This window comes from Pseudonocardia adelaidensis, assembly GCF_039543345.1.
GTDB lineage: Bacteria > Actinomycetota > Actinomycetes > Mycobacteriales > Pseudonocardiaceae > Pseudonocardia > Pseudonocardia adelaidensis.
The window spans coordinates 99,233-119,104 of record NZ_BAABJO010000004.1 but is presented as its reverse complement, the minus strand read 5'-3'; the positions used below and the strand labels follow the sequence as shown (position 1 = coordinate 119,104).

Annotated in this window: 21 protein-coding genes; 12 read left to right on the top strand and 9 right to left on the bottom strand. The window is 71.3% G+C overall.

Translation table 11 applies throughout. The features are described from left to right. The first annotated feature begins 12 nt into the window (after positions 1–12). Positions 13–771, top strand: a complete 759-nt coding sequence (locus ABEA81_RS06205) for an SDR family NAD(P)-dependent oxidoreductase (RefSeq protein WP_345603831.1) — start codon at positions 13–15, stop codon at positions 769–771. 69 nt (positions 772–840) lie between these two features. Here the strand turns inward: ABEA81_RS06205 and ABEA81_RS06200 are convergent, their stop codons facing one another. Further along, the gene (locus ABEA81_RS06200) at positions 841–1,779 is read right to left on the bottom strand and encodes a LysR family transcriptional regulator (protein ID WP_345603830.1); all 939 of its coding nucleotides are present in this window, start codon (positions 1,777–1,779) and stop codon (positions 841–843) included. 61 nt (positions 1,780–1,840) lie between these two features. Between ABEA81_RS06200 and ABEA81_RS06195 the strand changes: the two genes are divergently transcribed. The 5 genes from ABEA81_RS06195 to ABEA81_RS06175 are packed head-to-tail and all read left to right on the top strand — an operon-like array spanning position 1,841 to position 7,617. Next, entirely contained in the window at positions 1,841–2,761 is a 921-nt protein-coding gene (locus tag ABEA81_RS06195; RefSeq protein ID WP_345603829.1) for an intradiol ring-cleavage dioxygenase, read from the top strand. Next, positions 2,758–4,533, top strand: a complete 1,776-nt coding sequence (locus ABEA81_RS06190) for an FAD-dependent monooxygenase (protein WP_345603828.1) — start codon at positions 2,758–2,760, stop codon at positions 4,531–4,533. Before ABEA81_RS06195 ends, ABEA81_RS06190 begins: the two co-directional genes overlap by 4 nt. Before the next feature lie 28 nt (positions 4,534–4,561). After that, a complete protein-coding gene (locus ABEA81_RS06185) occupies positions 4,562–5,407 on the top strand; it encodes a mycofactocin-coupled SDR family oxidoreductase (RefSeq protein WP_345603827.1) in 846 nt (281 codons plus the stop codon). Positions 5,408–5,418: 11 nt separating this feature from the next. Continuing rightward, the gene (locus ABEA81_RS06180; protein ID WP_345603826.1) at positions 5,419–7,086 is read left to right on the top strand and encodes an FAD-dependent oxidoreductase; all 1,668 of its coding nucleotides are present in this window, start codon (positions 5,419–5,421) and stop codon (positions 7,084–7,086) included. A gap of 15 nt (positions 7,087–7,101) precedes the next feature. After that, the gene (locus ABEA81_RS06175) at positions 7,102–7,617 is read left to right on the top strand and encodes a nuclear transport factor 2 family protein (protein WP_345603825.1); all 516 of its coding nucleotides are present in this window, start codon (positions 7,102–7,104) and stop codon (positions 7,615–7,617) included. Between the two features lie 161 nt (positions 7,618–7,778). On the opposite strand, the gene oxc is transcribed toward ABEA81_RS06175, so the two are convergent. Both oxc and ABEA81_RS06165 read right to left on the bottom strand, forming a co-directional pair. Then, positions 7,779–9,509: an oxalyl-CoA decarboxylase gene (gene oxc, locus ABEA81_RS06170; RefSeq protein WP_345603824.1), complete on the bottom strand. Its 1,731-nt coding sequence runs from the start codon at positions 9,507–9,509 to the stop codon at positions 7,779–7,781. 370 nt (positions 9,510–9,879) lie between these two features. Next, a complete protein-coding gene (locus ABEA81_RS06165) occupies positions 9,880–11,052 on the bottom strand; it encodes an epoxide hydrolase family protein (protein ID WP_345603823.1) in 1,173 nt (390 codons plus the stop codon). Between the two features lie 273 nt (positions 11,053–11,325). On the opposite strand from ABEA81_RS06165, the gene ABEA81_RS06160 reads away from it, so the two are divergent. After that, positions 11,326–11,913 carry a CGNR zinc finger domain-containing protein gene (locus ABEA81_RS06160; RefSeq protein ID WP_345603822.1) on the top strand — a complete coding sequence of 196 codons (588 nt, stop codon included), beginning with the start codon at positions 11,326–11,328 and terminating at the stop codon, positions 11,911–11,913. Positions 11,914–12,333: 420 nt separating this feature from the next. Here the strand turns inward: ABEA81_RS06160 and ABEA81_RS06155 are convergent, their stop codons facing one another. After that, the gene (locus ABEA81_RS06155; protein WP_345603821.1) at positions 12,334–12,681 is read right to left on the bottom strand and encodes a hypothetical protein; all 348 of its coding nucleotides are present in this window, start codon (positions 12,679–12,681) and stop codon (positions 12,334–12,336) included. A 773-nt stretch (positions 12,682–13,454) separates the two neighbouring features. Between ABEA81_RS06155 and ABEA81_RS06150 the strand changes: the two genes are divergently transcribed. The 4 genes from ABEA81_RS06150 (at position 13,455) to ABEA81_RS06135 (ending at position 14,405) form a co-directional block, all read left to right on the top strand. Continuing rightward, entirely contained in the window at positions 13,455–13,643 is a 189-nt protein-coding gene (locus ABEA81_RS06150) for a hypothetical protein (RefSeq protein WP_345603820.1), read from the top strand. Positions 13,644–13,647: 4 nt separating this feature from the next. Further along, complete coding sequence (locus tag ABEA81_RS06145) at positions 13,648–13,818, top strand: hypothetical protein (protein ID WP_345603819.1); 171 nt, start codon at positions 13,648–13,650, stop codon at positions 13,816–13,818. Continuing rightward, complete coding sequence (locus tag ABEA81_RS06140) at positions 13,815–13,973, top strand: hypothetical protein (protein WP_345603818.1); 159 nt, start codon at positions 13,815–13,817, stop codon at positions 13,971–13,973. The genes ABEA81_RS06145 and ABEA81_RS06140 overlap by 4 nt, the downstream gene beginning before the upstream one ends. Before the next feature lie 63 nt (positions 13,974–14,036). Beyond that, on the top strand, positions 14,037–14,405 hold the full coding sequence (locus ABEA81_RS06135; protein ID WP_345603817.1) for an LLM class oxidoreductase: 369 nt from the start codon (positions 14,037–14,039) through the stop codon (positions 14,403–14,405). Between the two features lie 290 nt (positions 14,406–14,695). Here the strand turns inward: ABEA81_RS06135 and ABEA81_RS06130 are convergent, their stop codons facing one another. Next, positions 14,696–15,442: an SDR family NAD(P)-dependent oxidoreductase gene (locus ABEA81_RS06130; RefSeq protein WP_345603816.1), complete on the bottom strand. Its 747-nt coding sequence runs from the start codon at positions 15,440–15,442 to the stop codon at positions 14,696–14,698. A 126-nt stretch (positions 15,443–15,568) separates the two neighbouring features. Between ABEA81_RS06130 and ABEA81_RS06125 the strand changes: the two genes are divergently transcribed. After that, on the top strand, positions 15,569–16,003 hold the full coding sequence (locus ABEA81_RS06125; protein WP_345603815.1) for an Rrf2 family transcriptional regulator: 435 nt from the start codon (positions 15,569–15,571) through the stop codon (positions 16,001–16,003). Positions 16,004–16,064: 61 nt separating this feature from the next. Here the strand turns inward: ABEA81_RS06125 and ABEA81_RS06120 are convergent, their stop codons facing one another. The 4 genes from ABEA81_RS06120 to ABEA81_RS06105 all read right to left on the bottom strand — a co-directional run bounded on the left by ABEA81_RS06120 (position 16,065) and on the right by ABEA81_RS06105 (position 19,792). Next, entirely contained in the window at positions 16,065–16,292 is a 228-nt protein-coding gene (locus ABEA81_RS06120) for a hypothetical protein (protein ID WP_345603814.1), read from the bottom strand. Between the two features lie 32 nt (positions 16,293–16,324). Then, positions 16,325–17,662, bottom strand: coding sequence for a TRAP transporter large permease subunit (locus ABEA81_RS06115; protein WP_345603813.1), 1,338 nt, complete (start codon positions 17,660–17,662; stop codon positions 16,325–16,327). 67 nt (positions 17,663–17,729) lie between these two features. Then, positions 17,730–18,581 carry an HpcH/HpaI aldolase/citrate lyase family protein gene (locus ABEA81_RS06110; RefSeq protein ID WP_345603812.1) on the bottom strand — a complete coding sequence of 284 codons (852 nt, stop codon included), beginning with the start codon at positions 18,579–18,581 and terminating at the stop codon, positions 17,730–17,732. Continuing rightward, positions 18,581–19,792, bottom strand: a complete 1,212-nt coding sequence (locus tag ABEA81_RS06105) for a CaiB/BaiF CoA transferase family protein (RefSeq protein ID WP_425570475.1) — start codon at positions 19,790–19,792, stop codon at positions 18,581–18,583. Before ABEA81_RS06105 ends, ABEA81_RS06110 begins: the two co-directional genes overlap by 1 nt. Positions 19,793–19,872 lie beyond the last annotated feature (80 nt).

Sequence of the window (19,872 nt, the reverse complement as noted above, 5' to 3'; positions counted from 1 at the left end):
CGGGGGGTGCACGTGAACCGCTACGCCGGACAGGTCGTCCTCGTGACCGGCGCCGGTCAGGGGCTCGGCCGTGCCATGGCCCGCCGCTTCGCTGCCGAAGGTGCGGCGGTGGTGATCGGCGAGATCAACGAAGCCGCCGGTCGCGAGCTCGCCGCCGAGCTCGCGGACGAACGGGGTGCGACCGCGCAGGCGCACGCGCTGGACGTCACCCGCTCGGGCGACGTCGATGACTGGGTCCGGCAGGTCCACGCCGACCACGGCCGCATCGACGTGCTGGTCAACAACGCCGGGATCATCCGCGACAACCGCATCGCCGACATCGACGACGCCGACTGGCACGCCGTGCTCGACACGAGCCTGTCGGCCACCTTCTTCTGCGTCCGAGCGGTGCTGCCGCTCATGCGGGAGCGCCGCTACGGCCGCATCCTCTCCTTCTCCTCGATGAGCTGGCGGGGCAACTTCGGGCAGGCGAACTACGTGGCGGCGAAGGCCGGCATCGTCGGTCTCACCCGCACAGCTGCGCTCGAAGGAGCCCGCTACGGGGTCACCGCGAACGCCATCGCGCCGGGCCTGATCGACACCCCGATGCTGGCCTCGATGAACGGCCCCGCGCGCGACCTGCTCGTCGCCAAGGTCCCGCTCGGCCGCACCGGCGAGCCGGCCGACATCGCCGAGGCCGCCGCCTTTCTCTGTTCACCCGCTGCCGGCTACGTCACCGGCGTCGTCCTCGACGTCGACGGGGGACTGGGGATCGGATCCTCCATCCGCTGAACCAACGGAGAGGGACGTCCGGCGCGATGGTCGGCGATCGTGGTGAAGCGGTCCACGGACCGGGAGGGTTCAGCGTGCCCGGCGGGCGTAGGCGGGGCCGAGCACGTCCGGCTCGGGGGTGTCGAGGGCGAGCCGCAGGAAGCCCTGCACGGGTGGGCTGGGCGGGTCGGCGCGGCGGCGTAGCAAGCCGGTCTCCACGACGGGCACGTGCCGGGCGAGCGGCCGGGTCACGGCGTCCGGTCCGCACACGCGCTCGGCCGACGCCGGCAGCACCGAGACACCGACGCCGGCCCCGACGAGGGCGACGACGGTCTGCACGAGGTCCACCTCGCGCAGCGTGGGTTCGAACCCGGAGAGGCGGCACGCGCCGGTCAGGTGGCCCGCGAGCCCTCCGGTGAGCTCCCGCGCCGGGCACACGAACGCCTCCTCGGCGAGGTCGGCGAGGTCGACGCGCTCGCCGAGGTCCGCCGCCATGTCCCGCGGCAGCACGGCGACCAGCGGCTCCCGCCGCACCACGGCCACGTCCAGGTCGGGGCCGACGCCGCCGGCCGCCCCGCCGGGGGCCAGGTGCACCAGGCCGAGGTCCGCGCGCCGGGCCCGCACGTGCTCCGCGACGGCGTCCGTCCCGTCCTCGCGGAAGCGCAGCTCCACCTCGGGGAGCGCGGAGTGGAACCGGCGCAGCAGCGGTGGCAGCACCGACCAGGCGGTCGCGGGCACGAACGCCAGCGCGAGCTGCCCGCTGCGGCCCTGGCCGGTGCGGCGCACCGACTCGGCCGCCGCGTCGACGTCGGCCAGCACGCGGCGGGCGTGCTCGACCAGGTGGCGCCCCGCCTCCGTCAGGTCGACACCGCGGCGGTGCCGCACGAACAGCGCCACACCCAGCTCGTGCTCCAGGCGGGCGAGCTGCGCCGAGAGCGGGGGTTGGGTGAGGTGCAGCCGAGCGGCGGCACGCGTCACGGAGCGCTCCTGGGCGACCACGAGGAAGTACCGGAGCTGCCGCAGGTCCATAGCTCATCGTATGGCTGGGCTAGGAAACCGGTATTGGACGAATGCCATCACTGCTTGCACTGTGAAGGGGCTCACGACGACGACGACGGGAGACGGGCCGGTGCAGGAGTTCACCCATGACGCGCCTCCCGGACGCGAGCAGGCGGTCACCGACGAGGTGGTGGCGAGCTTCGCGGGCGCGCCCGACGACCGGCTGCGCGAGATCGTGCAGAGCCTCACGCGGCACCTGCACGCCTTCGCGCGCGAGGTCCGGCTCACCGAACGGGAGTGGGCGGCCGGGATCGAGTTCCTCACCGGGGCCGGTCACATCACCGACGACAAGCGCCAGGAGTTCGTCCTGCTCTCGGACGTCCTCGGGCTCTCGATGCTGACCGTCGCCATCAACGCCCCGGCCGCCCCGGAGGCCACCGAGTCCACCGTGTTCGGGCCGTTCTTCGTCGAGGGCGCGCCGGAGGTGCCCCTCGGCGGCGACATCGCGCAGGGCGCGAAGGGCGTGCCGTGCTGGGTGTCGGGCAGCGTGCGCTCGACGGACGGCTCGCCGCTTGCCGGCGCCCGCATCGACGTGTGGGAGGCCGACGAGGACGGGTTCTACGACGTCCAGTACGCCGGCGACCGCACGGCCGGGCGCGGTCGGCTGCGTGCGGGCGCGGGCGGGGAGTACCGGTTCTGGTCGGTGCGGCCCTCGCCGTACCCGATCCCGGACGACGGCCCGGTCGGCAGGCTGCTCGCCGCCACCGGTCGTGGCCCGATGCGTCCGGCCCACCTGCACCTCAGGGTCGAGGCGCCGGGCCATCGCACCCTCGTCACGCACATCTTCGTCGCAGGCGACCCCTACCTGGACCGCGACGCGGTGTTCGGTGTGAAGGACGACCTCGTCGTCGAGTTCGCCGAGCACCCGCCCGGCACGGGGCCCGACGGCCGCGAGCTCGACACACCCTGGGCCAGCGCCCGTTTCGACATCGTCCTGGAGGCCCTGGAATGACCGAGGCAACGACCCCCGAGACCGGCGTGACCCTCGAGACCGACGTGCTCGTGATCGGCAGCGGTCCGGCGGGCGGCGGGGCGGCGCTCGCGCTGGCCACGCTCGGCGTCGAGCACATGGTGATCACCAAGTACCGCTGGACGGCCAACACGCCGCGGGCGCACATCACCAACCAGCGGACCATGGAGGTCTTCCGCGACCTCGGCATCGAGGAGGACGTGCTCGCCCAGGGCACGCCGCACGAGCTGATGGGCGACACGGTGTTCTGCACGAGCCTGGCGGGCGACGAGATCGGCCGCGTGCGCACCTGGGAGACCGACCCGGCGCGGGAGTCGGACTACCTGCTCGCGAGCCCGTCGCCGAACTGCGACATCCCGCAGACCTTCCTCGAACCGATCATCATCGGGCACGCGGCGTCGCGGGGCAGCCGGATCCGGTTCGACACCGAGTACGTCGGGCTCGTGCAGGACGCCGACGGCGTGACCGTGACCGTGCGGGACCGCGTCACGGGCCACGAGTACCCGATCCGCGCGAAGTACGTCCTCGGCGCGGACGGCGGGCGCAGCCAGGTGGCCGCCGACGTCGGGCTGCCGTTCGAGGGGCGGATGGACCTCGCGGGCTCGATGAACATCGTCTTCCACGCCGACCTGTCCCACCTGGTGGCGCACCGGCCGAGCGTCCTGTACTGGATCCTGCAGCCCGGGGCGGACATCGGCGGCATCGGGCTGGGGCTCGTGCGGATGGTCCGCCCGTGGAACGAGTGGCTGATCGTGTGGGGCTACGACATCAGCCGGCCGCCGCCCGAGGTCGACGACGAGATGGCCACGCGGATCGTCCACGAGCTTGTGGGCGACCCGACCGTCCCCGTGACGATCCGCTCCACCTCGCTGTGGGGCAACAACAAGATGTACGCCACGCGCTACCGGGCGGGCCGCGTCTTCTGCATGGGCGACGCCGTGCACCGCCACCCGCCCTCGAACGGCCTGGGCTCCAACACCTCGATCCAGGACGCATACAACCTCGCGTGGAAGCTCGCGTTCGTGCTGCGTGGTCAGGCAGGCGAGGCGCTGCTCGACACCTACGACGCGGAGCGCGCCCCGGTCGGCGAGCAGATCGTGCTGCGGGCCAACAAGAGCATCGAGGAGTTCGGGCCGATCTTCGACGCGCTCGGGCTGACCGGCCAGTCCGACGCCGAGCTGATGCGCCGCCACATCGCGGCCCGTACGCAGAACACGCCGGAGGCGGCGAGGCAGCGCGCGGCGCTGCGCGCGGCGCTGGAGCTCAAGAACTATGAGTTCAACGCGCACGGGGTGGAGCTGGGGCAGCGCTACGGCTCCACGGCCGTGGTGCCCGACGGCACTCCGGAGCCGGGGTACACCCGCGACCCCGAGCTGTACTACCACCCGACCACCTGGCCGGGCGCGCGGCTGCCGCACGCGTGGCTGGGCCGGGACGGCCACCGCGTCTCCACGCACGACCTGGCCGGAAAGGGGCGGTTCTGCCTGCTGACGGGCATCTCGGGGGAGCAGTGGGCCGAGGCGGCCGCCAAGATCGCCCAGGACCTCGGTGTCGAGATCGCCGCGTACGTGATCGGACCGGGCCGCGAGTACATCGACCTCTACGAGGACTGGGCGCGGGCGCGCGAGGTCGAGGAGGACGGCTGCGTGCTGGTGCGCCCGGACCTGCACGTCGCCTGGCGCCGCGCCGCCCTCGCGGACGACCCCGGGGCGGAGCTGCGGCGCGTGCTGGGCGCCGTGCTCGCCAGGGACTGAAGCGGTGGAACGAGGACGAGGAGCAGGCATGGGACGGATGGACGGCAAGGTCGCCTTCATCACCGGGGCGGCGCGCGGGCAGGGCCGCGCCCACGCGGTGAAGCTCGCGAGCGAGGGCGCGGACATCATCGCCACGGACATCGCGGGCCCGGTCGACACCGTGAGCTACGCACCGGCGACCCCGGAGGACCTGGCCGAGACCGTCAAGGAGGTCGAGGCGCACGACCGGCGGGTCGTGTCGTTCGCCGCCGACGTGCGCGACGACGAGGCGCTGGCAGGCGGCCTCGCCGGAGCGGTGGCCGAGCTCGGCGGACTGGACGTCGTGGTCGCGAACGCCGGGATCATCAACGCGGTCCGCCCGAGCTGGGAGCTCGACGAGGCCGACTGGCGGACCATGATCGACGTCAACCTCACCGGCGTCTGGCACGCGACGAAGGCCGCGGTGCCACACCTGATCGAGCGCGGACCGGGCGGCTCGGTCATCCTCATCAGCTCGACCGCGGGCCTGCGCGGCATCCCCGGCATCGCCCACTACAACGCGGCCAAGCACGGCGTGCTCGGCCTGGCCCGCACGCTCGCGAACGAGCTCGCCCCGCACCGCATCCGGGTCAACTCGGTGCACCCCACGAACGTGCGGACGACGATGATCGACAACCCGTCGAGCGCCAAGATCTACCGACCGGACCTGGAGAACCCGACGTTCTCCGACTCCCTGCCGGCCCTCGCGAAGATCAACATGTGGGACGAGCCGTACCTCGAGGTCGACGACGTCGCCAACGCGGTGCTGTTCCTGGCCTGCGCGGAGTCCCGCTACATCACGGGGATCGCGCTGCCGGTCGACCTCGGCATGAGCATGAAGTACTCGGGGGCCTGAGGAGGGTGGACATGAGCGAGCAGCAGGTGGCGGCCCGGGAGGCCGCGCGCCCCGCACCCGGTGGCGGGGTGTTCGACGTCGAGGCCGACGTCGTCGTGGTCGGCGGGGGCGGCGGTGGTCTGCCGGCGGCGCTGTTCGCCCGCTGGCTGGGCGACGACGTCGTGCTGCTGGAGAAGGCGCCCGAGCTCGGCGGCACCGCGAAGAAGGCCGCGTTCTGGTACTGGGTGCCCAACAACGCGCCGATGCGCGCCGCCGGGCTGACCGACGCGAAGGACGACTTCCTGCGCTACGTCGCCCGGCTCTCGCGGCCCACCCGCTACGACCCGCAGAGCCCCACCTTCGGGCTCACCGGGTGGGAGTACGCGATGGCCACGGCCATCCACGACAGCGCGAGCACCGCAGCGGAACTGCTCGCCGAGCGGGATGCGCTGCCGTACCGGCACTGCCCCGACGTGCCCGACTACTGGGCCGAGCTGCCGGAGGACAAGGCACCCTACGGGCGCGTGCTCGTCCCCCGCGACGCGTCGGAGTCGATGGCCGACGGCGGCGAGAACGCGATCCGCACCCTCGGCGCGGCGGCGCAGCGCGACGGTGTGCAGATCCGCACGAACCACCGCGTGCAGCGGCTCGTCGTCGACCGCGACCGCGTGGTCGGGATCGAGGCGAGCACACCGGACGGGCGCACGCACCGCGTCGGCGCCCGCAAGGCCGTGATCTTCGCGACCGGCGGCTTCACCCACGACGACGAGCTGCGCGCCAACTTCCTCGGCGTCCCCGCGTACCGCGGGTGCGCGGCGGCGACCAACGAGGGCGACTTCGTCCGGATCGCCTCGGCCGTGGGAGCCCAGCTGCGGAACATGAACTACGCCTGGATGTGCCCGGTGCCGCTGGAACGCTCCGGGCGCCCGGACCTGGTCGGGATGTTCTCCGTGGCAGGCGACTCGATGCTCTTCGTCGACAAGTCCGGCCGCCGGGTCGTCAACGAGAAGCTGCCCTACAACGAGCTCGCGCAGGCGTTCTTCCGCTGGGACGGCACGAGGGGGGAGTACCCGAACCTCGTGCTCGTCCAGATCTGGGACCAGCGCAGCCAGGACCACAGCGCCAGCACCGAGTACGGCCGCCTGATCGTCCCGCCGGGTGCGGACGACGCGCACCTCATCCGCGGCGCCACGCTCGACGAGCTGGCCGACGCGATCGCGGCCCGGCTCGACGCCGTCTCCGCCCGCACCGGCGGGCTGCGGCTCACCCCGGGCTTCCTCTCCAACCTGCGGGCCACGATCGACCGGTTCAACGGCTTCGCGGCGACGGGCGTCGACGAGGACTTCCACCGCGGCGAGACCGCCGTACAACAGCTGTTCAACGGGCCGGTGAAGGAGGAACCGGGCCGGACGAACCCGACGATGTGGCCGCTCGCCGGCACCGGTCCGTACTACGCGGCGCTGGTCACCGGCGGCACGCTCGACACCAAGGGCGGTCCGCAGACCGATCCCGACGGGCGCGTGCTCGACGACCTCGGCGCGCCGATATCCGGTCTCTACGGCGTCGGCAACTGCGTGGCGTCGGCGTCCGCCCAGGCCTACTGGGCCGGTGGCGCCACCCTCGGCCCGATCATCGCGTTCGCCCACCGGGCCGCCACCGCGGCGCACGCCGAGCAACCCGCCCTCACCGCCGCCCGCTGACACAGGAGGACCACCGTGGCCGTCACCACCGGGATCATGACCGACGAGCAACGCAAGTCCGTGGCGCTGGAGTACCTCAAGGCCTTCGACAACGCGGGCACGACCAGCACCGGAGGCAGCATCCTCGACCTCTTCGCCGACGACGCCCAGGTCTACTTCCCGAAATGGGGCATCGCCGAGGGCAAGGACCAGATCGGGCGGATGTTCGCCGACGTCGGCGGCACCCTCAAGTCGATCAAGCACGACTACGCCGCCTTCAACTGGATCTTCTCCGGCGGCGACACCCTCGTCGCGGAGGGCACCAGCCACGGCGAGCACCAGGACGGCCCGTGGCGCGCCGGCGTGCCGGACTGGGGCGCGGGGCGCTGGTGCGACGTGTTCGAGATCCGCGACTTCCTGATCCAGCGGGTGTTCATCTACCTCGACCCCGACTACGCCGGGAAGGACACCGACCGCTACCCCTGGCTCACCGGGCGGTCAAAGCCCGACCTGGTGGTGCCCGCGCGGCGGGAGGCAAGAACGCATGCCTGACGCCGGGTTCCCGGCTGCCGTCCCCCGGGCGGTGGCCGTCGCGGTGACGGCCGGCGCCCTCACCGCTGCTGCTCCTCGAGGTCTTTCGCCGTGACGCCGAACAGCAGGGGGCGCCGACACGCCGCACCTGCGCACGGCCCGGCGGCCGGGTCGGGAAGGGCTCACTGCTTCGCGTTGAGGCCCTTCGGGTTGAGGTGCTGGATGTTGCCGGACTCGGTGCCGTCCGCCGGGTCGATGATGCAGTCGATCAGCGCGGGCCTGCCCTCCGCGAGCGCCTTCCGCAGCATCTCGCCGACCTGATCCGGAGTCGTGGCCTGGTAGCCCGTGCCGCCGAACGCCTGCATGAGGATGTCGTGCCGCGCCCGCAGGTACGTCGGTGCCGGGTCACCCGATGGGGAGGCCTCGTCACCTCGGTACACGCCGCTGTTGTTGAGCACCAGCGTGATCACCGGCAGGTCGTACCGGGCGATGACCTCGGCCTCCATAGCGGAGAAGCCGAACGCCGAGTCGCCCTCGATCGCGACCACCGGCTGCCCGGTCTCCACCGCGGCCGCGATCGCGTAGCCCATGCCGATGCCCATCACGCCCCAGGTTCCGGAGTCCAGCCGGTGCCGCGGCACGGACATCGGGATGGTGTTGCGGGTGAGGTCGAGGGCGTTGGCGCCCTCGTTCACGAGGTACACGTCCGGGTGTTCGGCGAGCACGTCGCGGATGGCCTGGAGCGCACCCAGGAACTTCATCGGCTGCGCGGTCTTCGCCGCGTCCAGCCGTTTGGCCATCTTCGCCACATTCGCCGCGGACCTCTCGCCCAGCGCCTCCCGCCACGCGGAAGGAGCCGCGATCTGCCCGGGCTTCGTCCGCTCCAGCAGCGCGTCCATCACCGAGCCGATGTCGCCGACCAGCGGGGCGGCGATCGGCTGGTTGGAGTCCATCTCGTTCGCCGCGATGTCGACCTGGATGAACTTCGCGTCCGGGTTCCACTGCGGCGCGTCCCCGTGTGCCAGCAGCCAGTTCAGCCGCGCTCCCACCAGCAGCACGACGTCCGCCTGCTTCAACGCCAGCGACCGCGCGGTGGCCGCCGACTGCGGGTGGTCGTCCGGCAGCAGCCCCTTGGCCATCGACATGGGGACGTACGGGATCCCGCTCGACTCCACGAACTGCCGGATCGCGTGGTCGGCCCGCGCGTACGCCGCGCCCTTCCCGAGCACGATCAGCGGGCGCTGCGCGCCCGCCAGCAGCTCGATGGCCCGGTCGAGGGCCGCCGCGTCGGGTATCTGCTTCGGCGCCGGGTCCACGACCTCCCACAGGGATTTCTCGCCCTTGTCCTTGTCGATGATCTCGCCCAGCACCGCCGCCGGGATGTCCAGGTACACCCCGCCCGGCCGGCCGCTCGCCGCCGTTCGGATCGCCCGGGCGATGCCCCGGCCGATGTCCTCCGCCCTCGACACCCGGTACGCCGCCTTGCAGAGCTGCCTGGCGACGGCCAGCTGGTCCATCTCCTCGTAGTCACCGCGCTGGAGGTCCACGATGTGCCGCTCGCTGGAGCCGGAGATCTGGACCATCGGGAAGCAGTTGGTGGTGGCGTTCGCCAGCCCGACCAGCCCGTTGAGAAAGCCCGGCGCGGAGACCGTCAGGCAGATCCCCGCTCGCTGCGTCAGGAACCCGGCCGCCGCGGCCGCATGCGCCGCGTCGCTCTCGTGCCGGAACCCGATGTAGCGGATCCCGGACGCCTGTGCCAGGCGCGCCAGGTCGGTGATGGGGATGCCGACGACACCGTAGATCGTCTCGACCCGGTTCAGCTTCAGCGCGTCGACGACCAGGTGGATCCCGTCCGTCAGGGCAGGCATGTCGCCGCCCTCCGCTTCCGCGGCCTCCGCGACCGTCTCCGTCATGACCCGGGTCCTCCCTGGATGTGCCGTGGCTCCCTGTTGCACTGCGACCTCAACTCGCGTCGATTGTATGCAGTACACCGTCGTGACTGCGAACGCCAGGGGAGAGATGTCCGGCACGCCGGCGGGCAGCGCCGATCCGCAGCCGCGGCCCGGAACTCGCGCGACCGGTGCCGCTGGCGTGGCTGCTCACGTCGTACTCGTCGCTGCTCGTGGTCGGCGAAGGGAGTGAGTCCGGACCGCGTCGGGGTCCAGAGCCGACGCCCATCGGCCGATGGAGATTGCCGGCGTAGATCTGGGCGCGCCACTGATCGCCCCATCCGAGGCCGATCCACCCCTCGAGGAACGGGATCATCGCGGCACCCAGCCGCGTTCACCGATCAGCGGCCAGCACTGCCGCGAGGCCTTCTTGCAGGTCCTTGACGAAATACTCAGGAACCTCCAGCGCCGGGAAATGTCCCCCGGTTTCGGGCGACCTCCATCGGACGATCTGCCGGTACCGCTCCTGCGCCCAGGGGCGCGGACACTTCTCGACGTCGTGGGGGTACATGGTGAGTGCGGACGGGACGTCCACCCGGAGTTCGGGGTCGAGCGAGTTGTGGCTTTCGTAGTAGATGCGGGCCGCCGATGCGCCGGTGCGCGTCAGCCAATACAGGGTGACGTCGTCGAGAATGCGGTCTCGGGAGACCGTCTCGAACGGGCTGTCTGCGGTGTCTGTCCACTCGGCGAACTTGTCGAGGATCCAGGCGAGAAGCCCGACCGGTGAGTCGACGAGCGAGTAGCCGATGGTCTGCGGTCGGGTCGCCTGCAGCTTCGCGTACGCCGCGCGGTGGCGCCAGAAATCGCGGGTTTCCCCGGCCCACTTGCGCTCGACCGCTGTCAGCCCGTCCGTCGTCAACCCGGGCGGTCCCTCCGCGAACGTCGTGTGGATGCCGAGAACGTGCGCCGGGAACCGGCCGCCGAGAACCGTGGTGATATTACCTCCCCAGTCGCCGCCGTGGGCTGCGAACTTGCGGTAGCCGAGCCGTCCCATCAGTTCCACCCAGGCGGCCGCGATCTTTTCGGTTCCCCACCCGGTGGTGGCCGGTTTGTCGCTGTAACCAAAGCCTGGCAGCGATGGAACCACGACGTGGAACGCCGGCGCGCCTGCATCTTTCGGATCTGCCAGCTCGTCAACTACATCGATGAACCGGACAATGCTGTCCGGCCAGCCGTGCGTCAAGATCAGAGGTGTGGCATCTGCGCGCGCGGATCGACGGTGCAGGAAGTGGATTCCCAGATCATCGATGGTCGTGCGGAACTGGCCGATCTGGTTGAGGCGTTCTTCGAACGGCCGCCAGTTGTACCCGGTGCGCCAGTAGTTCACGACATCGACGAGGTCGGCGAGCGGAACGCCCTGTTCCCATCGGCGAGGGTCGGGCGCGGCGCGATGGACCGTCTCGGCCTCCGGCAGTCGCGCCGCGGCCAATCGCGCGCGCAGATCGTCGAGGTCGGCGTCGGTCGCGCGGGCTTCGAATGCTTGCACGTCGCTGGTTGGACGGGGCATGAGACCTCCTGGCCATCGCGGCACCGGCTACGAGCCCTTGCGAACCGGCTAAGGCGGTTCTAGCAGGTCCCATGCCGGCGTGCAACCAGCCGACACCGGTCTGCGACCAGGCCCTGGGTGCACTGGTCCGGGCGGCCCACGTCGGCGGCGATCTGGGTGAGCGTCAACCGGGTGGTGTTCATCCCGAACTCCCACGGCGGGAACCGACCCACCCCGTGCCTTCGGCGTGCGGGATGCGGTCCTCGAACTGACGGTCGAGGCTAAGGTGGTTCCATGCGTGCTCGGTTCCCTGACTTTCGCCTCGGCAACGTGCTGGCGACCAGCTTCACGGGGACTCTGACGGAGCGTCATGGCAACGCCGTGGAGCGCATTCCCACGCCGCAGCGACTCGTCGACTGGCTGGCAGCGAACGGCCTGGCCGTGGACTCCTGCACCACCGCCCAGCTCGAACTCGCCCGGCAATTGAGGGAATCAATCCACGCCGCCGCGACCGCGGCCGCGATCGGCGCCGCTCTCCCGGCGCCGGCTGTCCACATCATCAATGAACGTAGCATTCAGGGTCGGGCCGCGGCCGTCCTGACGCCGGACGGTAATCGTCGATGGCGACTCGGCTCCGATTCCTGCGTAGAAGATGCCCTCAGCGTGATCGCCGCCGACGCGATCAGTATCATCGCCGGCGAACGAGACGGGAAATTGGCCCTGTGTGCATCGCCGACCTGCCGGGCTGCCTTCTTCGACACCAGCCAGAGTCGCACCCGCAGATGGTGTGACATGAACACGTGCGGGAATCGTCAGAAGAAGGCGCGCTTCAATGCCAACCAACGCAGGAACGGGGCTGCCGCCCGGATGGATGTCAGCTGATCCGGCTTGCCCGGGAGGGCGGGCCGGAAAGGATGGACCGATGGTGTTCGCCGGCCGAATCATCCTCTGGATGAGCTCGACCGGCCTGGATTTCAGGAGAAGCAGGCAGAGGGACCACGGTGAACCCCGCGAGCGTCTGACGTCGTTTCGGGAGGCACGCCGGACGACGCCTGGTCGGACTGTACTTCCGGTGTACGACCGGACGGGCTCGGAGAGCCGGACAGCGCGTTGTGCGGCGCGATGGCGAGCACCTGTGGCGGTCTGGGCGCGATGGCTCGGAGGTGTAGTGGGTGCGCCACGATCGCGGCGGCGATTGCCGGCCAGGCGCTGACTCCGAAGCGGAGGGCGGCAGGGGCGGCGACTGTCTCCTGCCAGGTATGCGGGCTCACGATCGTCTTGGTCGGGAGTCGCATCTGGCCCTCATCGTCCCGTCACCAGTTGGAGGGTCGGTCGGCGGAGCGGTCCGTCCGCCGGGGAGTGCGTCGTGCCGCGCCCATCGGCCGGTCCATCGTGGCGAAGGCCGCGAATACCCGGGCGGTGGCAGCGATGAGAATTCGCGCGGTTGTCGCTGGGCGTCGAGGTGCTGACGGCGCCCCCGCTCGTCGCGTTCACTGCGTGCGAGTCCTCGGGCGAGCAACTGATCAGCAAGGTCCGTCCGGTCGCGGGCCGGTCCTCTCGGCCGAGATGGTGCACGAGCACGATCGCCACGAAGATCACCAGGGTCCAGAACAGTATCATGCCGGCAATCATCAGTGCATTGTTCATCATGCATCGTCCCTGTCTGTATCCGAATTCGTTGGGCGATCGGCCGCATGGCCGCGTGCTCGTCCTGGTTTCTCGGCAGCGTGCTCGCGTCGCGGCTGCAAAAGGGACTCCGTCGGAGGCATGCTCGACAGCCGCTGGACAGCTGCGGCGGTACGCGGCCCCTGCTTTCCTGCCTCCTCGATGTGTCACCCACGCGGACTCCGACGTCGTCCACTCGCTACAACGACCAGGAGGCGGGGCTGTCACGCTGGGTAGCATGATCATTACTCGGAGATAGGTTCCCGCGGGATGGTCATCGCGCTCCGGCAGTTGAAGATGGTCAGTCGGCGGATGAACGCCAGTGCTGTCGGCGGGCCCCGGTGTCGCCGGGCCGGGACGAGCGCGGCCGAGACGGTGGTGCCGGGTGGGGATCGGTGGTCGTGGCGAGCTCGGCGGCCGGGTGCCGCCGGTCCCGCGGGCCCGGGAGATGACGCCGCCCGCCTGCCCCGGAATCCTGGAAGTGCAGGAACATTTCGTGGCGCCGGCAATCTCGATGACGGGATGACGCGAACCGCCCGGTCAGAATCGAGCTGGACCGTTCGTTGCGTGTTGTTGACTCTCGCGCCGCCCGATGGTCAGGATCTGCGGACTTCTCGCCGAAGCACCTCGGCCCGGCGCATCGCGGGCGTCATGGCGTGCTCCGTGAGCCGTTGTCGCTGATCTGCTGACCGATTCCGGGCGGCTTCCGGTTGTTTCTGCCGGTGACGCTCTGTGTTCCCATTCTACTGACCGCCAGGGTGGCGATCGCCGCCGTGCCGGGTTCGTTGTTCCTCGTCACCGGGAAGGGCTCGCTGTGGGCGGCCGTCATCGGTGGCGTACTGGACCTGCTCGTCGCCGCGGTGATCGCGCTGCAAGCTCCGCGGACGGTGTCGTCGGGCTCGGCACGTACGCGGGGAACGGCCTCGGTCCGGTGGCGGCGTTCCTGAACGGGTGGGCGCCGATACCACCTCTCCGGCGGCCGCGGGGTGGAACGTCGTCACCACCCGCCGGGTCCCGGCCGCCCGCAACGTCGGGTTCCCCGATGTGCCGCTGCGTGACGACCGGTACGAGCGCGCCTCGGAGTTCGCCGACGTGGCGTGTGCGCTGTGGACCCCGCCGTGACCGGAGCGGAGGTGCTCCACCGCGACGCGTTCTTCGACGACGCGTTCTTCGACGGCGCGTTCTTCGACGGTGCGTTCTTCGACGGCGACGGCCGGGCGCGTTGCGGAGGACGTTCTCGCGGCGACGCGGGGCCGGCGACGTACTGGCTGGGCTGACTCTCCCGGTCGATCGGCTACGACGCCTCGAAGGTCGAGCTGGACGAGCCGTTCCCCGAGGAGGTGCTCGCCGCACCGGCGGACCCGCAGACCTGCACCGGCTGCACCGGGTTCCGCGAGTCGATCGTCGCGCAGATCCGCCGGACCAACCCGACTGTCCGCGAGTACCTGAAACAGACGCGCTACACCGGCTCGGGCCACGCCGGCGTCGTCGGCACCCCGAGCAGCTGGCCGACCACATCGAGGACCGGTTTCCGTTCGGGCGCCGTCGACGGCTTCAACCTCCAGCCCGACGTCCCGGTCGACGGCCTCGAGGTGATCGCCGACGAGCTCGTGCCGATCCTCCGCGAGCGGGGGCCGTACCGAACCGAGTACCAGACCGACACCCTTCGCGGCCACCTCCTGGCCGCTTCGCCGACGCCCGTGCTCTGACGAGCCGGTCGCCGGGCCCTGCGCCTGCCCCGCCGTCCCATCAGCGATGAGGGCCGCGCCGGCCACGAGCTGCCCTCCCCGTCGAGGCCCCCCGCAGCCAGCGCCGATGCAGATCACGACGACCGGCGCGGCCGGCATGACGTAGGTCTGGCCGCTGACGACGAGCGATGTCGGGTCCACAGTGGCGCTCCTCCCGAGGGCCGGATGCGCCACGACCGTCCGCCGAGCGGTGCCGCCGGGGAACCCGGCTTCCGGCTACCGCGGCGATGTGTACGGCAACGGCCTCCGGGTCAGGCGTTGTAGCCGCCGTGGGCGTCCAGCACCGCGCCCGTGACGTACGAGGCGGCAGGGCTCGCCAGGAAGGCGATCGCGGCGGCGATCTCCCGCGGATGGCCCTTGCGCTGCAGCGACAGCGTGCTGAGCAGCGCCTTGAGGGTCTCGGGCTCGGTTTCCATCCCGCCCTCCATCAGTCCGGCTTGCACCACGTTGGCCGTGATGCCCCGGGGTCCGAGGTCGCGAGCGGCGCCCATGGTGTACCGCTCGATCCCGGACTTGGTCGCCGCGTAGTCGGCGACGCCGGGGATGCCGACCCGGGTGCCGAATCCCGTGCTCACCGTGATGATGCGGCCGTTCGCGCGCAGCACCCGGGAGGCGGCCCGGATGATCGCGATCACGCCGAGGTAGTTCGTGGCGTGCATGCGGTCCAGCGCCGCGGTGTCGGCGTCCGGGTCGTCCACCGTGCCCGCCACGCTGATCGCCGCGTTGTTGACGAGGATGTCCAGGCCGCCGAAGTGCGCGACCACCTCGTCGATCAGCGCCGGCGCCCCGCTCGTGTCCGCCTGGTCGGACCGGAAGGCCGCGACCTTCGCGCCCGTGCCGCGCACCTCGTCGACGACGGCCTGCGCCTGCTTCTCCGAGCTGGCGTAGGTGAACCCGACATCGGCGCCCTGCTCGGCCAGGAGCCTGACGGTGGCGGCTCCCAGTCCGCGGGACCCTCCGGTGACCAGCGCGACCCTGCCAGTGAGCGGTTCGCTCATTCTTCCCACCTCGCTGTTCGATCATTCGACCGTCGTAACATTAGTTGTTACGACGCGATGTCGCAACTGTTGTTGTTACGACTGCGTAGTCGTAACATGGCGGGTTACGGCCGGGGGGAGGGGTTCGTGAGCGCCAACAGCAGGTTGACCATCGCCGCTCATGCGCTGGCCTGGATCAGCCTCTACCAGCGCCAGGGCCATGAGGTGGCCACGTCCGAGCAGATCGCGGCCAGTGCGAACACCAACCCGGTGGTGATCAGGCGGCTGCTCGGCGAGCTGCGCAAGGCGGGGCTCGTGGAGTCCCGGCGTGGCGTGGGCGCCGGTTGGTCACTGGCGCGCGAGCTGGAGTCGATCACCCTGCTCGACGTGTACGACGCCGTGGAGTCCGGTCCCCTTTTCGCCATGCACCGGACCACCCCGGACCAGGGGTGCGTGGTGGGCTACGGCATCCGGCCGGCGATGCAGGGCATCTACGGGGGCATCGAGGAGACGCTCAGAGCCGAGTTGGCCCGCGTCACGATGGAGGACGTGCTCCGGGACGTCCTGGCGGTACCGCGCTGACGTCGTCGCGTCCCCGCGCCCGCGAGTGCCCGGGTGGACACCGCCCTCGCGTGAACGCGGGTCAGTCCGCGGTGTCCCAGCCCTTCAGGTAGGACAGGGCGAAGCCGAGCAGCCCTGCGACGCCGGCGAGCGCGAACGTCGGCAGCCCGACCCAGTCGACGGCGCCGACCACGAGCGGGCCTGCGCCGGTGACGAGACCGACCAGCTGCAGCAGGACCAGGATGGCGCCGCCGAGGAGGAACAGTGCGAGGCAGACGCGGAACGCGCCGTCCAGGACGTGGGTGAGCATCCGATTCTCCAAGTCGTGCGTGGGTCGTCCGGTCAGACCGGGAGCAGCCCGGCGGCCACCAGCGAGCCGACCAGCAGGATCGGCACGACGTACCAGACGACGAGCGGGACGAACGTGCGCGCGGGGTTGACGTCGGCGATCCCGCTGGCGATGTAGATGGGGGCGGCGCCGGGCGGCGAGGCGCCCTCCGTCGAGGCGAAGATCAGGATCGCGACGGCGGCGGGGATCGGGGACACGCCGGCCGACATCAGCGTGGTGAACGCGACCGGTCCGATGGCCGCGACCGTGGCGGTGGCCGTCAGGGGCGCGGCGACCCCGACGACGAGCAGGCCGACCAGCAGCGCGACCAGGAACGGGGGCGCCTCGAGGTCGGCGAGCAGCGCCGCGAGCTGGTCGGCCAGGCCCAGCTCCGTCAGCGACTCGGCCGCGGCGAAGGCGAAGAACAGCGTCGCGCCGATCACCGCGTAGCGGGGCCCGACCTCGCCGAGCAGCCGCCACCAGCCGGCGCCGCTGCGTGGCAGCGCCTTGCGGCCGAGGACGAGCCCGATCGCGGTGACCAGCACCGGGATCCAGGTGATGAGGGAGATCTCGTCGGCCGGGTCCTCGCCGATCCACGACACCACCGCGTCACCCGTGGCGCCGGAGGTCAGCAGCACCGGCACGGCGATGCCGACGAACACGAGAAGGCTCGACCAGCCCGCCGCGAACGTGCGGCGGAACGGGTCGACGTGCGCCGCGTCCATCGCCCCGATGCCGTCCCGGCGGACGAAGTAGAACATCAGCACCAGTCGGTACACGAGCGTCCACGCGCCGCCGGCGAACAGGGCGACGAACAGCTCGTCGGCGGTCACGAAGCTACCGACGGCGGCCGAGCCGGTGAGGATGAACAGCGAGGAGCTCGGTGGGATCGCGATGCCGAGGCCCGCGTTGCCCGCGACGACGGTGGCCGACAGCTTCGGGCTGAAGTTCGACTTCGTCATCCACGGGATGGTCACCGAGCCGACTGCGGCGGCGTTGCCCGAACCCGAACCCGACACCGCCCCGAAGAGCGCCGACGCGATCGTCGCGACGTAGCCCGCGCCGCCCCTGCGCTTGCCGAGCAACGAGTTGAGCATCGCGATGAGCTGGTCGACGACCCCGGTCCTGCTCAGCACGAAGCCCATGAACACGAAGGTCAGCGCGGCGAACACGATCTCCTCGGTGGCGGCGCCGACGATCCCGGTCCATGCGACGTCGAGGAACGAGCCGCCGCCGAACAGGGCCACGGCGACGAACCCGATGACCATGGCTTCGCCGATGTTGCGCTTGAACACCCCGTTCCACACGATGATGACCGCGATGTAGGCGATCAGCGCCCAGATGCCGAGCATGTACGAATCCACTTCGTTGTAGGAGCAGTGGGGAGCAGACGTCGAAGGACGGGTGCGGGCCGGGCGCTCAGGCCAGGAGCTCCGCGAGCCGGACGGTGCGCCGGGCCGTCTCGACGATGGGGGCGTCGACGAACCGCCCGTCGGGCAGCGCGATGGCACCGGTGCCGTCGGCCTCCGCGTCGGCCGCGGCGGCGAGCACCTCGCGCGCGCGACGGACCTCGGTGTCGTCCGGGGCGAACGCTTTCACGATCACCGGCAGCTGCCGGGGGTGCAACGCGGTCCGGCCGAACATGCCGAGCGCGCGTCCGCGTGCGCAGGAGGCGGCGAGGCCGTCGGGGTCGGCGAGGTCGGTGTAGACGGCCATCATCGGGGCGGGCAGCCCGGCGGCCGCCGCAGCCACCACGACCCGGCTGCGGATCCACGCGTAGGCGTCCTCGCCGCGCAGGCCGAGCTCGGCGGCCAGGTCGGCCTCACCGAGCGCGAGGGTGGCGACCGCGGGGTGCGCCGCGATCTCGCTCGCCTGTTCGACGCCGGAGGCGGACTCCAGCAGGCAGTGCACCGGCGGCGGGGCCGGCGTGCCGAGGAGCTCCAGCGCGAGGTCGACGTCGGCGGGCGAGGTGACCTTCGGCAGGCGGACCCCGACGCGGCCCCCGCGGACGGCGGGATGCGTGCCGAGCGCGGTCAGGTCGCGCGGTCCGAACGCGCCGCGCGGGTGGTTCACGCGCACCTGGACGGCGGGTTGCTGCGGCAGGTCGTCCAGGAACGCGAGCGCGTTGTCCCGCGCGCGGTCCTTCTGCCCGGCGACCACGGCGTCCTCGAGGTCGACGAGCACGGCGTGCGCGCCGCTGGCGAGCGCCTTCGGCAGCAGCTCGGGCCGGCTCGCGGGGGCGTACAGCGCGGTGACGATCAGGGGCGCCATCAAGCGATCACCCCGCGGTCGCGCAGCGCCGCGATCCGGTCCGCGTCGAGGCCGGCCTCGGCCAGCACGTCGTCGGTGTGCGAGCCGAGCCGGGTCCCGGCCCAGCGGATCTCGCCCGGTGTGTCGGACATGCGGAACAGGACGTTCTGCATGGCGACGGTGCCGAGCTCCGGATCGGGGAGCTCCTTCACGGTGCCGAGCGCCCGGTACTGCGGATCGGCGACGACGTCGGACACATCGTAGACCGGCGCGATGGCGGCCTGCGCCTCGCTGAAGGCCGCGATCACGTCGCCGGCGTCGCGCTCCGCGATCCACCCGCCGACGGCGGCGTCCAGCTCGTCGGCGTGTTCCGCGCGTGCGCGGCCCGAGGCGAACCACGGCTCGTCGACCAGCTCCGGCCTGCCGACCAACCGCACCACCCGCTCGGCGATCGACTGCGCACTCGTGGACACGGCGAGCCAACGGCCGTCCCGCGTGCGATAGACGTTGCGGGGCGAGTTGTTGGTCGAACGGTTGCCCGTGCGCGGCGGGACCGTCCCGAGCGCCTTGTAGGCGGTGATCTGCGGGCCGAGGACGGTGAGGATCGGTTCGATGATCGCCAGGTCCAGCACCTGGCCCGTTCCGGTGCGTTCGCGGGCCCGGAGCGCGACCATGATCGCGTAGGCGCCCGCGAGCGCGGCGATGCCGTCGGCGAGGGCGAGTGGCGGCAGGGTGGGTGGGCCGTCGGGCTCGCCGGTCATCGCGGCGAACCCGCTCATCGCCTCGGCCAGTGTGCCGAACCCGGGCTCGCCGGCCATGGGGCCGAACTGGCCGAAGCCCGTCACGCGGGCGATCACGAGTCGCGGGTTGAGCTCCAGCAGCGCCTCGGGGGAGAGGTTCCAGCGTTCGAGCGTGCCGGGGCGGAAGTTCTCGATGAGCACGTCGGCGTCGGCGAGCAGTGCACGCATCACCTCCTGGCCGTCCTGGGTGGACAGGTTGACGGCGGCGGCGCGCTTGTTCCGCGAGAGAACCTTCCACCACAGTCCGACCCCGTCCTTGGCCTGACCGTGGCCCCGTGCCGGGTCCCCCTTCTCCGGGTGCTCGACCTTGATCACGTCGGCGCCGAAGTCGGCCAGCAGCATCGCGGCGGTCGGGCCGGCGAACAGCGTCGCGGCGTCGACGACCTTCAGCCCGGTAAGTGCGTGCACAGCGGTGCACCTTATAAGATGCATCCTTGGGTTGGTCAACCCGGCCGTTTCGGGACCTTCGGCGCAGCGGCTCCGTTACTGTGGAATGGTCTCCTCCTCCGCGT